Source organism: Achromobacter sp. FW305-C-13 (assembly GCF_058783475.1).
This window is the reverse complement of record NZ_JBYSYN010000001.1, coordinates 2,358,714-2,372,728: the sequence shown is the minus strand read 5'-3', so window position 1 is coordinate 2,372,728 and position 14,015 is coordinate 2,358,714. Positions and strand designations below refer to the sequence as shown.

Sequence of the window (14,015 nt, the reverse complement as noted above, 5' to 3'; positions counted from 1 at the left end):
AGCAAGCCCTGGATGATCCATAACAACATCAGAGACTAAACCATGCTGTCCCGAGCCGAATCCTACAAGCAGCTTGTGTCCCAATTCCAATGGCAGGTGCCTGCGGACTTCAACATCGGCGTCGACGCCTGCGACAAATGGGCCGACGGCAGCGGACGCGTGGCGCTGATCTACGAAAAGAGCGACGGTGCGCAAACGCGCTATACCTTCGACGACATCAAGGCGCAGTCCAACCGCCTGGCGCACAGCCTGGAGCGCCACGGGGTGCGGCGCGGCGACCGCGTGGCGGTGTATTTGCCGCAGGCGCCCGAGACCGCGGTGACGCACATCGCCGTCTACAAAATGGGCGCGGTGGCGGTGCCGCTGTTCACGCTGTTCGGCGTGGACGCCATCCAGTACCGGCTGGCCAACAGCGGCGCGGCGGCGCTGGTGACCGACGCCGAGGGCTGCCGCAAGCTGCTTGAAATCCGCGCCAGCCTGCCGGACCTTAAGGTCATCTATTGCATTGATGGCGAAGGCGAGGGCGGCGCGGTGCCGTTCCATCCGGCGCTGGCCGCCGAGTCCGACGACTACACGCCGGTGCGCACCGCGGCGGACGACCCCGCCGTCATCATCTATACGTCGGGCACCACGGGCAAGCCCAAGGGCGCGCTGCATGCGCATCGCGTCCTGCTGGGGCATCTGCCCGGCGTGGAGATGTCGCACGAGTTCTTCCCCGAAAACGCCAAGCTGATGTGGACGCCGGCCGACTGGGCCTGGATCGGCGGCCTGCTGGATGTGCTGCTGCCGTCTTGGCACCACGGCGTGCCCGTGCTGGCGCGTCGTTTCGAGAAGTTCGACGGCACCTCCGCCCTGGAACTGATGGCGCGCCACGGCGTCACGCACACCTTCCTGCCGCCTACCGCGCTGAAAATGATGCGCGGCGCAGCCTATCCCGAAGCGGCCGGCCCGTTGGCCCTGCGCTCGGTGGCCAGCGGCGGCGAATCGCTGGGGGCAGAGCTCATCGACTGGGGCCGCCGTGTGCTGGGCGTCACCATCAACGAGTTCTATGGCCAGACCGAATGCAACATGCTGGTGTCGTCGTGCTCGTCGCTGTTCGACCCGCAAATCGGCTCGATCGGCCGTGCGGCGCCCGGGCACCGGGTGGCTATTGTGGATGACCAGGGCGTGGAAGTGGCCGATGGACAAGAGGGCAACATCGGCGTATTGCGGCCGGACCCGGTCATGTTCCTGGGCTACTGGAACAACCCCGAGGCCACCGCCGAGAAGTTCGTGGGTGACTACCTGCTGACGGGCGACCTGGGCGTGCGCGACGAGCAAGGCTTCATCCGCTTCGTGGGGCGTAATGACGACGTCATCACCAGCGCCGGCTACCGCATCGGCCCGGCACCCATCGAGGACTGCCTGATCGGCCACCCGGCCGTGCGCATGGCGGCGGTGGTGGGCGTGCCGGACGAGCAGCGCACGGAAATCGTGATGGCCTATGTGGTGCTGAACGACGGCTTTGACGGCGACGAGGCGCTGGTCAAGGCCCTGCAGGCGCATGTCCGCACCCGCTTGGCCGCGCATGAATACCCGCGCGCGATCCGCTTTGTAACCAGTTTGCCGACCACCGCCACCGGCAAGATCATTCGCAGGGAGTTGCGTGACGGCCGCTATTCCTGAGCCGTCTCAACCCGTGACAAACTCGTCCATGAGGATGGGTTGACGGGTTGCCCCGCGCTGCAAGTATGATGGCGCAAATTACATACGGCCCCACGCAATTGGGGCCGTATCACCATTTGTCTAAGTATGGAGATAGCCCCAATGAATAAGCCATTGGATGGGGGCCTTGCGGCGTTGAACGTGCCGGCCTACGTCAAGCATCGCGGCCTGATTGACTGGGTGGCCAGTTTTGTCGCGTTGGCCAAGCCCGATCGCGTCGTCTGGTGCGACGGCTCGCAAGAGGAATATGACCGCCTCTGCGAACAGATGGTCCAGTCCGGCACGATGCGCAGGCTGAACCCCGCCAAGCGGCCCAATTCCTTCCTGGCGTGCTCGGATCCGTCCGACGTCGCGCGAGTGGAAGACCGCACCTTCATCTGTTCGGACCGGCCCGAAGACGCCGGCCCGACCAACAACTGGGCCGACCCGGCCCAGATGCGCGACACGCTCAACGGCCTGTTCGACGGCGCCATGCGCGGCCGTACGCTGTACGTCGTGCCGTTCTCGATGGGCCCCCTGGGTTCGGACATCGCCCACATCGGCGTGGAACTGTCCGACAGCCCCTACGTGGCCGTGAACATGCGCATCATGACGCGCATGGGCAAGCAGGTCTATGACGTGCTGGGCACCGACGGCGACTTCGTGCCTTGCGTGCATTCCGTGGGCAAGCCCCTGGCCGCCGGCGAAGCCGACGTGGCCTGGCCGTGCAACCCTACCAAGTACATCGTGCATTTCCCCAAGAGCCGCGAGATCTGGAGCTACGGCTCGGGCTATGGCGGCAATGCGCTGCTGGGCAAGAAGTGCTTTGCGCTGCGCATCGCCTCCACCATGGGGCGCGACCAGGGCTGGCTGGCCGAACACATGCTGATCCTGGGCGTGACCTCGCCCAAGGGCCGCAAATACCACGTGGCCGCCGCGTTCCCGTCCGCCTGCGGCAAGACCAACTTCGCCATGCTGATCCCGCCGCAAGGCATGGACGGCTGGAAGGTCACCACCATCGGCGACGACATCGCCTGGATCAAACCGGGCGCCGACGGCCGCCTGCACGCAATCAACCCGGAAGCCGGCTATTTCGGCGTGGCCCCGGGCACCAGCGAGCAGACCAACTTCAACGCCATGGCGACCCTGAAGGCCAATGTCATCTTCACCAACGTGGCGCTGACCGATGACGGCGACGTCTGGTGGGAAGGCATGACCGACACGCCGCCCGCGCACCTGATCGACTGGCAAGGCCAGGACTGGACGCCCGCCATCGCGCGCGAAACCGGCCGCAAGGCCGCGCACCCGAACGCGCGCTTCACCGCGCCGGCCGCGCAGTGCCCGTCCATCGATCCGGAATGGGAAAACCCCGAAGGCGTGGTCATCGACGCCTTCATCTTCGGCGGCCGCCGCTCCACCACGGTGCCGCTGGTGACCGAGGCGCGCAACTGGGTCGAAGGCGTCTACATGGCCGCGACCATGGGTTCGGAGACCACCGCCGCCGCCGTCGGGCAGCAGGGCGTGGTGCGCCGCGACCCGTTCGCCATGCTGCCGTTCTGCGGCTACAACATGAGCGACTACTTCAACCACTGGCTGAAGCTGGGCAAGCAACTGGAAGCCACCGGCGCCACGTTGCCGCGCATCTATTGCGTCAACTGGTTCCGCAAGGGCCCGGACGGCAAGTTCGTCTGGCCGGGTTTCGGCGAGAACATGCGCGTGCTGCGCTGGATGCTGGGCCGCATCGACGGCCAGTCCAAGGGCGTGGACCAGGTGTTTGGCGTATCGCCCAGCTATCAGGACATCGATTGGACGGGTCTGGAATTCACGCCGGACAAGTTCGACCAGGTCATGTCGGTGGACGCTGCCGCCTGGCGCGAGGAACTGGCGCTGCACCACGAGCTCTTCGGCCAACTGGCCCAGGGCCTGCCTGAAGACCTGCCGGTCACCAAGGCCAAGATCGAAGGGCGCCTGGCAGCCTGATCGCTGACTGCGTCTGAAAAGCCCGCGTGCTGCATAGGCACGCGGGCTTTTCTATTTCATGATGACTTTTCCCTGGGGCATTGCGAGCCAGCGGGATATTTAAGGAGTCATTGTGGCGAAACCGAAGCGGGAACGACTCGTGGGCGATGCGGCACAAGCGTCGACGCAGACCGTGGACATGGCAGCGGGCTCACCCCTTGCGGAATCCGCAGCGTTGCTTGGCGATATCAAGGCGATGATCGAAGCGGCTCGCCAGCGCGCGGCGTCTGCGGTCAACAGTGAACTGACAATGCTCTACTGGCGCATCGGCCATCGCATTCATACGCAAGTTCTGGCGGGGCGGCGGGCTGACTATGGGGTGGGACTGCTCGCGGCGCTGGCGGCGCAATTGGTCAAGGGCTACGGAGTCGGCTTCGCCGTGAAAAACCTGCGCCGCATGGTGCAGTTTGCGGTCGCGTTTCCAGATGAAAAGATTGTCGTATCACTGATACGACAATTGAGCTGGACGCACTTTATCGCGCTGATCCCTTTAAAAGATCCACTTCAGCGAGACTTTTACGCGCAGATAGCCAGCGCCGATCGCTGGAGCGTCAGAACGCTGCGCGAGCGGATCGGCTCAATGCTCTACGAGCGCACCGCATTGTCTCGTCAACCGGACAGGCTGGTTGCACAGGAATTGGAATCCCTGCGCAATGCGCAGCCGATGTCGCCCAGTCTGGTGATGCGCGATCCCTATATCCTCGACTTTTTAGAACTGCGCGACACCTGGCAGGAAAGCGACCTGGAAGCGGCCATCATTCGCGACATGGAATCCTTCCTGCTTGAACTGGGCGCGGGCTTTACCTTTGTGGCGCGGCAAAAGCACATCCAGATCGACGACGAGGATTTTTACCTTGACCTGCTGTTCTACAACCGCAAGTTGCGCCGGCTGGTGGCGGTGGAGTTGAAGGTGGATGAGTTCAAGGCGGCCTACAAAGGCCAGATGGAGCTTTACCTGCGGTGGCTGGATAAATTCGAGCGCGAGCCCGAGGAAGCCGCGCCGCTCGGCATCATCCTTTGCGCGGGCAAGAAGTCCGAACAAATCGAGCTCTTGGAACTGGACAAGTCAGGCATACACGTGGCGGAGTATCTGACCGCCTTGCCACCGCGGGCGGTGCTGGTGGAACGGTTGCAGCAGGCCGCTTGCCGGGCGCGTGCGCAGATCGAACAGCGAGGCATGGCGGAACGAGGCACAATGGCTTCATGAAACTGGACCCGGAAGACCTTGCGAAGATCAGCGCGCTGACGCTCGCGCACTATGAAGAGAACGCGGAATCGTTCGAGGCCGGCACGCGCGACCACGATGTCAGCCAGAACATCGCCGCGTTGTTGCGGCATATCCAGGGCGAGCCGCCCTACGACATCCTGGACCTGGGATGCGGACCCGGCCGCGACTTGAAGACCTTCGTCGCGCTGGGCCATCGGCCGGTGGGGCTGGACGGCACGCCCAGCTTTGTCGCCATGGCGCGTGCGGCCAGTGGCTGCGAAGTCTGGCACCAGGATTTCCTGAAACTGGCGTTGCCCGCCGAACGCTTTGACGGCATCTTCGCCAATGCCGTGCTGTTTCATGTGCCCGGCCAGGAATTGCCCCAGGTATTGCGCGCGCTACGTGCGGCGCTGAAACCGGGCGGCGTGCTGTTCAGCTCGAACCCGCGCGGCGGCAATCAGGAAGGATGGAACCGTGGGCGCTATGGCGTCTACCACGACCTGGACGGCTGGCGCAGCCTGCTGGAGGACGCCGGCTTCGAAGCGCTGGAACACTACTATCGCCCGGAAGGATTGCCGCGCGACCAGCAGCCCTGGCTGGCCAGCGTCTGGCGGCGCACCGGCTAGCGCGGTGCGCATCGGGCGCTGCCGCCACGGGCGGCGCCTTGGCAGAAAACGGACAGCGGCTGCGCATTCCGGCCATCGTGTCCAGCCTGCATCCCCATTTCCTCGAATAAGCGCAGTCCGCGGATAGCGGCTGCCGGATCCGGCTACGCCCGCCACGCGGCGCGGCATCAGTATTCGCCTCACTCAGTCAGCAATGCGGAGGTGATGCGATGAAGGGTCTGCAAAACAAGGTTGCCATCGTGACCGGCGGCGCCACGCTGATCGGCGCGGGCGTGGTCCAGGCGCTGCGCGACAAGGGCGTGCGCGTGGCGCTGTTCGACATCGACGCCGCCAATGGCGAACGCGTGGCCGGGGCGGACAAGGCCGCCACGCGCTTCTGGCAAGTGGACATCTCGGACGACACGCAGTTGGCGCGTGGCGTGGCCGAGGCCGCGTCCCACTTTGGCCGCATCGATTATCTGGTCAACCTGGCCGCGACTTACCTGGACGACGGCGCCGCTTCCGGCCGCGCCGATTGGCTGCGGGCGCTGGACATCAACGTCGTAAGCGCCGTGATGGCCGCCCGCGCCGTCCATCCCCATCTGCTGGCCGCCGGCGGCGGCGCCATCGTCAACTTCACCAGCATCTCGTCGCGCGTCGCGCAGACCGGCCGCTGGCTGTATCCGGTGTCCAAGGCGGCACTGCTGCAGGTCACGCGCAGCCTGGCCATGGACTACGCCGCTGACCGCATCCGCGTCAATTCCGTATCGCCGGGCTGGACGTGGTCGCGCGTGATGGACGAACTGACGCAAGGCGACCGCGCCAAGACTGATCGCGTGGCCGCCGATTACCACTTGCTGGGGCGCGCCGGCGATCCGGCCGAAGTGGCCGAGGTGGTCGCGTTTCTGCTGTCGGACCACGCCAGTTTTGTCACCGGCGCCGATTACGCGGTGGATGGCGGCTACTCCGCCATGGGGCCGGAGCAGGCGCGGCCGGCGATTCCCCGTCTGGCGCAGTAACGGGCCATGAACAGGCCCGCGGCAAGGGCGGCGGGCAATGCAAACGAAAGGAGAGGGATGATGCGTCGAATCGCGATCGTGGGCGGCGGCCAGGCCGGACTGCCCCTGGCGTTGGGGCTGTTGGACAAAGGGTACGAGGTCACCGTGGTCACGAATCGCGACCCGGACAACATCCGCAACGGCAAAGTGATGTCCAGCCAATGCATGTTCGATGCGTCGTTGCAGATCGAACGCGACCTGGGCCTGAACCAATGGGAGGCCGACTGTCCGACCGTCGACGGCATCGGGCTGGCGGTGCCGCATCCCGAGCAGCCCGGGCACAAACTGATCGACTGGGCCGCGCGCCTGGACCATTCCGCGCAGGCGGTGGACCAGCGCATCAAGATGCCGGCCTGGATGGAACGGTTCGAGGCCCGCGGCGGCAGGCTGCTGATCCAGGACGGTGGCGTGGGCGAGCTGGAACTGCTGGCCGCTTCGCATGACCTGGTGCTGCTGGCCGCCGGCAAGGGCGATGTCGTCAAGCTGTTCGAGCGCGACGCGCAACGGTCGCAATTCGATCGGCCGCAGCGCGCGCTGGCGCTGACCTACGTCGCCGGCATGCGCCCCGCGCCCGACTACTCGCGGGTCGCTTTCAACCTGATTCCCGGCGTAGGCGAGTACTTCGTGTTCCCGGCGCTGACGACGGGCGGCCCTTGCGAAATCATGGTGTTCGAAGGGATCCCCGGCGGCCCGATGGATTGCTGGCGCGACATCAAGTCGCCGCAGGCGCACCTGGCGCAGAGCCTGGATATCTTGCGCACCTACCTGCCTTGGGAGGCCGACCGCTGCAAGGCAGTAGAGCTGACGGACGCCAACGGCATCCTGGCCGGCAGTTTCGCGCCCACGGTGCGCAAGCCGGTGATGACCTTGCCGTCGGGCCGTCTGGTGTTCGGCCTGGGCGACGCCGTGGTGACCAACGATCCCATCACCGGACAAGGCTCCAACAACGCGACCAAGGCTTGCGCCGTGTATCTGGAGGCGATCCTGGCGCATGGCGACGCCGCCTTTACGGCCGAATGGATGCAGCAGACCTTCGAACGCTTCTGGGACTACGGCGGCGCGGTGGTGGAATGGACGAATTCGATGCTGATGCCGCCCGCGCCCCATCTGCTCAAGTTGTTGAAGGCGGCCGAGGATTCGCCGGCGCTGGCCAGCGCCGTCGCCAATGGGTTCAACCATCCCCCGTCGTTCTTCCCGTGGTGGCGCGACGAACTCGCCTGCGAAGCGTTCATCGCCTCGAAGGCGGCGCGGGCGGCGGCATGACGGCGCCGCTGGACTGGGGCAGCACCGACCTGCACCCCAAGGTCCTGCGCGGCGTGCTGGGCAGCTACCCGACCGGCGTGGCCATCGTGGCCACGCGCTGCCCGGACGGCCGCAAGGTCGGCCTGACCATCAATTCGTTCGCCTCACTGTCGCTGGATCCGCCGCTGGTGCTGTGGAGCCTGGTGAACCATTCGCCCAATCTGGCGGCGTTCCGCGATTGCAGCCACTTCACCATCAGCGTGCTGGCCTGCGGCCAGGAAGCGCTGGCGATGCGATTCGCCAGTTCGGCGGTGGCCGACAAGTTCGACGGCACGCCGCTGCATGAAGTGCCGGAGGGCGTGCCTGCGATCGCCGGCGCCGTCGCCACGCTGGTGTGCGCGAACGACCAGCAGAACGCCGCGGGCGACCACCTGCTGCTGTTCGGGCGCGTGCTGCGTGTGGCCAGCGTGGCGGCGACGCCGCTGGTGTTCCATGCCGGGCGCTTCACGGCGCTGACCGCCGCGTAGCGGCCTTACCCGTTGGAGTGATTCATGGCCACAGAGTCAGACGCGCAGGTCGTCATCGTCGGCAGCGGGATGAATTCGCTGGTGTGCGCCGCGCTGTTGGCGCAGCGCGGCAAGTCGGTGCTGGTGCTGGAGCGCAACGGCCGGTTGGGCGGATGCATCCGCACCGAAGAACTGTTCCCGGGCTACCACCATGACGTGCTGTCGTGCTGGTATCCGCTGTTTGTAGGCAGCCCGGCCTATGCGGCGCTAAAGCCCGCGCTGGCCGAAGCCGGCCTGGAATTCCTGCAAGGCGAGTACACGACCGGGCTGGTGCGGCCCGACGGTTCGGGGCTGGCATTCAAGCAGGACATCCAGGACAGCGCGCGGCGGCTGGACGCCTGGGCGCCGGGCGATGGCACGGCATTTGCCGCCATGGCGCAACGGCTTTTCGGCGAGGACGCCGCGCTGACGTTCGGGATGCTGGGGCAGAACCCGTACGGCGCGGGCATGCTCAAGCTGCTGTTCAAGGAATGGCGCAAGCGCGGCATGGACGGCCTGGCCGCCTTTGCCGCGGCGTCCCTGGAACCGTTTCGCCGATGGGCCGAACGCGAGCTGCGGTCGGACGCGGCGCGCGCCCTGATCGCACCCTGGGTGCTGCATACGGGGCTGGGCCCCGACGACGCGTGCTCTGCCTTGATCGGCAAGCTGACTTTCGCGGCCGTCGTGGCCGGCGGCATGCCGGTGGTCAAGGGCGGGGGCAGCGGCGTGGTGGAGGCGTTGGCGAAAGTGATCGAGCAGCACGGCGGCCGATTGCTGACCGGCACCGCGGTCGAACGCGTGCTGACCCGAGGAGACGGCCGTCGGCGCCGCGCGGTCGGCGTGATGGCGGGCGGCCGCGAATACCGCGCAGCCGAGGCGGTGGTCTGCAACGTGACGCCCGGGCAACTGTACGGCCAGCTATTGCCCGACGCGCCCGAACCCGTGCGCCAGCGCGCGGCCGGCTACCGCTACGGCCGCGGCGGCATGCAGATCCATTTCGCGCTGAACGCGCCGCCGGACTGGCTGACTCCCGAACTGCGTCATGTGCCGCTGGTGCATCTGACCGAGAGCATGGAGCAGGTGTGCGCATCGGTGACCGAAGCCAACAACGGCCTGTTGCCGGCGCGCCCCACGCTGGCCATCGGCCAACCCGTTGCGGTGGACCCTTCACGCGCCCCGGCAGGCGGCTGGATCCTGTGGGTGCAGATGCAGGAACTGCCGGTGTGCATCAAAGGCGACGCGGCAGGCGAGATCGCGGCACCCGAAGACGGGCGCTGGAACGCCGCGCTGCGCGAGGCAGTGGCCGACCGCGTGCAGGCGCGGCTGGAGCCAGTCATGCCGGGGCTGGCGCAGCGCATCGTTGGCCGCCGCAGCTATTGCCCGGCAGACCTTGAAGCCCTGAACTGCAACCTGGTGGGCGGTGATCCCTATTCGGGCGTGTGCTCGCCCGACCAATTCTTCTGGCTGCGGCCCTTTGCCGGCAGCCAGGGCGCGCGCGCGCATCGGACGCCGCTCTCCAACCTTTTCCACATCGGCGCCGCCACCCATCCAGGCCCCGGCCTGGGCGGCGGCTCCGGCTATCTCGTCGCGCAACATCTGGCGCCCCGTGGGGGCAGGAGCGGAACATGAGCAGACACCTTGAACGCCGGCGGCTGGCCTGTGCCGTGGCATTGGCGCTGGCAGGCACGGCGGCCCAGGCCACCGAAGGCGGCGGGCTGGGCATCTACCCCGACGGCCTCGAGAACTTCATGTCCGGCGCCTTGCCGCCGCCCGGCGTGCACATGCTGGTCTACGGCGGCGGGGCGCGCTACGACACCTTGCGCGGCAACGATGGCGAGCGGGTGCCGGTGCCGGGCTTCAAGGTCGACGTCAACGTGCTGGCGCCACGTCTGATTTGGGTGACCGAGCAGCACGTGATGGGCGGGCAACTGGCCTTCCACGCGATCGCGCCGCTCCTGGACGTCACGTTCAAGGCGGCCGGCGAACGCTACCGCAGCACCGGCCTGGGCGACATGACGCTGGGCGTGGCGCTGGGCTATCACGTGTCGCCGACGCTGCATTACGTGGTCGGACTGGACATGTATGCGCCCACCGGCGAGTACGACCGCAAGGACCCGTCCAGCCTGGGCAAGAACTACTGGACCGCCCAACCCGTGTTCGCGCTTAGCCGCATCAGCCCGGACGGCTTCAACGCCGACCTGAAGGTGATGTACGACTTCAACTTCCGCAACTCCGCCACGGACACCCGTTCGGGGCAGGCGATCCATGCCGACTACGCCTTGGGCTGGGGAGTGGGCAAGGGCTGGGTGCTGGGGGTAGGCGGCCACGCCTTCCAGCAAGTGACGGACGACAGCGGACCGAACAGCGCCGCGGGCCGGGCGCGCGCGTTCGGGGTCGGCCCGTCGGTGCGCTACCTGAACGACAAGGGCTGGCTGTTCACCGCCAAATGGCAGCAGGAATTCAAGGTGAAGAACCGGCCAGAAGGCTCGCAGCTGTACGTGAAGCTGGCGATTCCGTTCTAAAGCAGGAGGGGCGTCCCGGCCTGACTCAAGTCCAGCGCGGCCCCGCCGTGCTGGACCTTTTTCTCTTAGGCGTGTTCTCACCCGCAACGGCGCAAGCTCTGGCTTGGGCTTTCGCCGTACCGCGCCTTGTACCCGGCGCTGAAGCGGCCCATGTGCGCGAAGCCCCAGCGCAGGGCCACGGCGGCGATGCTGTGGGTTTCGCCCGACAGCAGTTCGGCTCGGGCGCGCTCCATGCGCAGGTCGCGCAGGTAGTGCATGGGACTCACGTCCAGGAATTCCTTGAACCCCGCATACAGGCTGCGCACGCTGACGCCGGCGATGCGGGCCAGTTGTTCGGCGCTGACGGGTTCGTGCGCGTGGGCCTGCAGATAGTCCTGCACGCTGCGCACGTGGCGCGGCAACACCGCGGCGCGGCGGCCGGGCGGCACGCAGGTGTAGTTGTGCGGATGGGCCGACAGCAGGGTGGCCGCGACCAGTTGTTCCATCTGGTGCACGATCAACTTGTGCGTGGCCAGGTCCGCGTGCTGCGACGAACAGTCCAGCAGATACGTCATGAGGCAGCGCCAGGCCGGGCAATCGCGCCAGCGGAATCCCAGCTGGAAGCGCAGCGGCCGATCCAGCGTACAGCCCAGTTGGCCCATCAGCGTGCGCTCGAGCAGGGAACGGCCCACGCGAAGCATGAACTGATCGCTGTCGTCGCTCCAGCGCATCGCCAGGTCGTCGTCCGGGCTGACTACGGACGCGACGTCTGGCGTGGAGTCCACTTGCTGCGGGCCGCTGCTGATGCGGGCCGATCCCGCCAGCGGCATCTGCACCAGGAAGAAGTCCTCGAGCGGGCCGGGTCGGATCTCGACATGGGCGCCGTAGCGCAACCGGTTCAACGAGACATCGCCCAGCGGCTGGTGATGCATGCGGGCATCCAGGCGCTGCATCGCGCCCACCACGCCCAACTGATGCGGCCGCATGACCCGGCCGACCATGGAGCGGGCTTCATCCAGATCGCCGGAGGCGAACAACTGCTGCGCCGGCAGCCCCAGGACGGATTCGATGCGCGGCGCGGCGGGCGGCCAGGTAGTGCTGGTGGCGGACGGCGTCGGGTTGATCATGGCAGGGGTTTCCTCCCGCGTGGGAGCCTGGAAGGATTCGATAGTAAAGCTGCGCAGGGCGGGGCGGACTGGTGGAAAACCCGTCCCGCGCCGGGGGAGCCTGGCCGTTTCCTGCACTGCCTATCCGCGGAATGCGAAAAACCGCGGCCAGGGCCACGGTTTTTCGCGCACGGCTTAATCGCCGTCAAATGAAGGAGTTAAGGCCTGGGGCGGGCAGACGGCGCCCGCCCCTTGGCGTCAGTGCATCTTCCCGTAGCGGCCGGCGTTGAAATCCTGGATGGCTTCGACGATTTCCGCTTGCGAGTTCATCACGAACGGACCGTATCCCACCACCGGCTCATCGATCGGCTCGCCGCTCAGGACCAAAAACACGGCGTCGTTGTTGGCTTCGACCGTGATGTCTTCCCCGTCCTGCGAGAACAGCGCCAGATGCGCGTCGCGGGCGACGGACTCGCCGTTGACCAGCACCGTGCCGCGCAGCACCACCAGCATGCTGTTGCGGCCCGCGGCGACGGGAAACGTCGCGGTCTTGCCCGCATTCAGCCGCACGTCCCACACGTCCATGGGCGTGAAGGTGCGCGCCGGACCGGCCTGGCCCGCGAAGTTGCCCGCAATCACCCGCAGCGAACCCGCATTGTCCGGCAGCGCCACCACGGGGATGTCCGCATTGAGGATGCCCTGGTAACCCGCCGGCGCGGTCTTGTCGCGGGCAGGCAGGTTGACCCACAGCTGCACCATCTCCAGCTCGCCACCCGACCGGGTGAACGCGGGGGAATGGAATTCCTCATGCAGAATGCCCGAGGCCGCCGTCATCCATTGCACGTCGCCGGGACCGATGACGCCGCCGTTGCCGGTGGAGTCGCGGTGCTCGACCTCGCCGCTGTAGACGATGGTCACGGTCTCAAAGCCGCGATGGGGGTGCTGCCCCACGCCGCGCGGATGGTCGGCCGGCTCGAACTTGGCCGGGCCGGCGTAGTCCAGCACCAGGAACGGGCTGACGTTCTTGCCTTTGTCGTTGTAGGAGAACATCGAGCGCACCGGGAAGCCGTCGCCCACCCAGTGGGGGCGGGGAGCAGCGTGCAAACCGAGGATCTTCTTCATAGCGTCTATTCCTATTGCGCGACCCCTGCGGGGTCGTTCGTCATAGGGTTAAAGATAAGGGCGGAACGCTGGTTTCGGTAGTCCCCCCTATTGATAAGCACTGTTCCATAGATCGGACGATGCCCCCATCCCATTCCGCCGGCTGCCGTCTGTCGTATCCTTGCCCGATGGAACTACGCGCGGACACTGCCCAGGAAGGGCGCAACCACCACGTCTGGGGCTTCGCCCCTGTCGCAACCCCCCATTCGCGGGTGCTGGTCCTGGGCTCCATGCCCGGCGTGGCGTCGCTTGCGCAGGTCCGCTACTACGCCCACCCTCGCAACGCATTCTGGCCCATCGCCGCGCAGGTCCTGGGCTTCGATCCCGCCCTGGACTACCCCCACCGCCTGCAAGCCCTGCAAGCCGCCGGCATCGCCCTGTGGGACGTCCTGCAAGCCTGCGAACGCCCCGGCAGCCTGGACGCCAACATCCGCCACGACACGCTCATCCCCAACGATTTCGCCGCCTTCCTGACGGCCCACCCGGCCATTACCCGCATCTGCTTCAACGGCGGCAAGGCCGCCACCCTCTACCGCCGCCACGTCCTGCCCACGCTACCCCAAACAAACCTGGAATACGTGGATCTCCCCTCCACCAGCCCCGCCCACGCCGCCGCCTCCTTCGAGACAAAGCTCGCCGCCTGGCGACAAGCACTCACCGCCTAAACACGAAGCGGCACCCCCCGCAATCCCCCACCACGTATGCCCGAAAAGGCCGCGCAGGGCGGCCTTCTCGGGCGGGCATGCCACCCCTTCCGCGGCATTCTCATCCCCACCAAAACGCCAAGCACGCCGCTCCCCCCAGCGGCCTTGGCATGACGCTGCTGGAGCTGGTTGTCGCGCGGGCGGGGGTGGGGCGGCCGTTCGGTGACGCCCGACGGAATCCGAA

12 protein-coding genes are annotated in these 14,015 nt (G+C 66.8%); 10 read left to right on the top strand and 2 right to left on the bottom strand.

All coding sequences use genetic code 11. The features are described 5' to 3' along the window. Window positions 1–42: 42 nt before the first annotated feature. The 9 genes from AC3WMU_RS10660 (at window position 43) to AC3WMU_RS10620 (ending at window position 10,881) form a co-directional block, all read left to right on the top strand. On the top strand, window positions 43–1,665 hold the full coding sequence (locus AC3WMU_RS10660) for an acyl-CoA synthetase (protein ID WP_492282301.1): 1,623 nt from the start codon (window positions 43–45) through the stop codon (window positions 1,663–1,665). Between the two features lie 141 nt (window positions 1,666–1,806). After that, the gene (locus AC3WMU_RS10655; protein ID WP_492282300.1) at window positions 1,807–3,663 is read left to right on the top strand and encodes a phosphoenolpyruvate carboxykinase (GTP); all 1,857 of its coding nucleotides are present in this window, start codon (window positions 1,807–1,809) and stop codon (window positions 3,661–3,663) included. 178 nt (window positions 3,664–3,841) lie between these two features. Beyond that, the gene (locus tag AC3WMU_RS10650) at window positions 3,842–4,909 is read left to right on the top strand and encodes a PDDEXK nuclease domain-containing protein (RefSeq protein ID WP_492282371.1); all 1,068 of its coding nucleotides are present in this window, start codon (window positions 3,842–3,844) and stop codon (window positions 4,907–4,909) included. Beyond that, window positions 4,906–5,535, top strand: coding sequence for a class I SAM-dependent DNA methyltransferase (locus AC3WMU_RS10645; RefSeq protein WP_424625835.1), 630 nt, complete (start codon window positions 4,906–4,908; stop codon window positions 5,533–5,535). Before AC3WMU_RS10650 ends, AC3WMU_RS10645 begins: the two co-directional genes overlap by 4 nt. Before the next feature lie 209 nt (window positions 5,536–5,744). Continuing rightward, window positions 5,745–6,533 (top strand): SDR family oxidoreductase, encoded by a 789-nt coding sequence (locus tag AC3WMU_RS10640; protein WP_454676571.1) that lies wholly within the window; start codon window positions 5,745–5,747, stop codon window positions 6,531–6,533. 60 nt (window positions 6,534–6,593) lie between these two features. Further along, entirely contained in the window at window positions 6,594–7,835 is a 1,242-nt protein-coding gene (locus AC3WMU_RS10635) for a styrene monooxygenase/indole monooxygenase family protein (RefSeq protein ID WP_315140860.1), read from the top strand. Continuing rightward, window positions 7,832–8,341 carry a flavin reductase family protein gene (locus AC3WMU_RS10630; RefSeq protein WP_006224219.1) on the top strand — a complete coding sequence of 170 codons (510 nt, stop codon included), beginning with the start codon at window positions 7,832–7,834 and terminating at the stop codon, window positions 8,339–8,341. Before AC3WMU_RS10635 ends, AC3WMU_RS10630 begins: the two co-directional genes overlap by 4 nt. 24 nt (window positions 8,342–8,365) lie before the next feature. Then, window positions 8,366–9,988, top strand: a complete 1,623-nt coding sequence (locus tag AC3WMU_RS10625) for a phytoene desaturase family protein (protein ID WP_492282299.1) — start codon at window positions 8,366–8,368, stop codon at window positions 9,986–9,988. Beyond that, a complete protein-coding gene (locus AC3WMU_RS10620) occupies window positions 9,985–10,881 on the top strand; it encodes a SphA family protein (RefSeq protein WP_280027714.1) in 897 nt (298 codons plus the stop codon). Before AC3WMU_RS10625 ends, AC3WMU_RS10620 begins: the two co-directional genes overlap by 4 nt. Window positions 10,882–10,958: 77 nt before the next feature. Here AC3WMU_RS10620 and AC3WMU_RS10615 read toward each other — a convergent pair whose 3' ends face one another. Both AC3WMU_RS10615 and AC3WMU_RS10610 read right to left on the bottom strand, forming a co-directional pair. Further along, window positions 10,959–11,987 (bottom strand): AraC family transcriptional regulator, encoded by a 1,029-nt coding sequence (locus AC3WMU_RS10615; RefSeq protein WP_492282298.1) that lies wholly within the window; start codon window positions 11,985–11,987, stop codon window positions 10,959–10,961. Window positions 11,988–12,224: 237 nt separating this feature from the next. Continuing rightward, entirely contained in the window at window positions 12,225–13,088 is an 864-nt protein-coding gene (locus tag AC3WMU_RS10610; protein ID WP_492282297.1) for a pirin family protein, read from the bottom strand. Between the two features lie 167 nt (window positions 13,089–13,255). On the opposite strand from AC3WMU_RS10610, the gene AC3WMU_RS10605 reads away from it, so the two are divergent. Continuing rightward, window positions 13,256–13,792: a DNA-deoxyinosine glycosylase gene (locus AC3WMU_RS10605; RefSeq protein WP_006224215.1), complete on the top strand. Its 537-nt coding sequence runs from the start codon at window positions 13,256–13,258 to the stop codon at window positions 13,790–13,792. Window positions 13,793–14,015 lie beyond the last annotated feature (223 nt).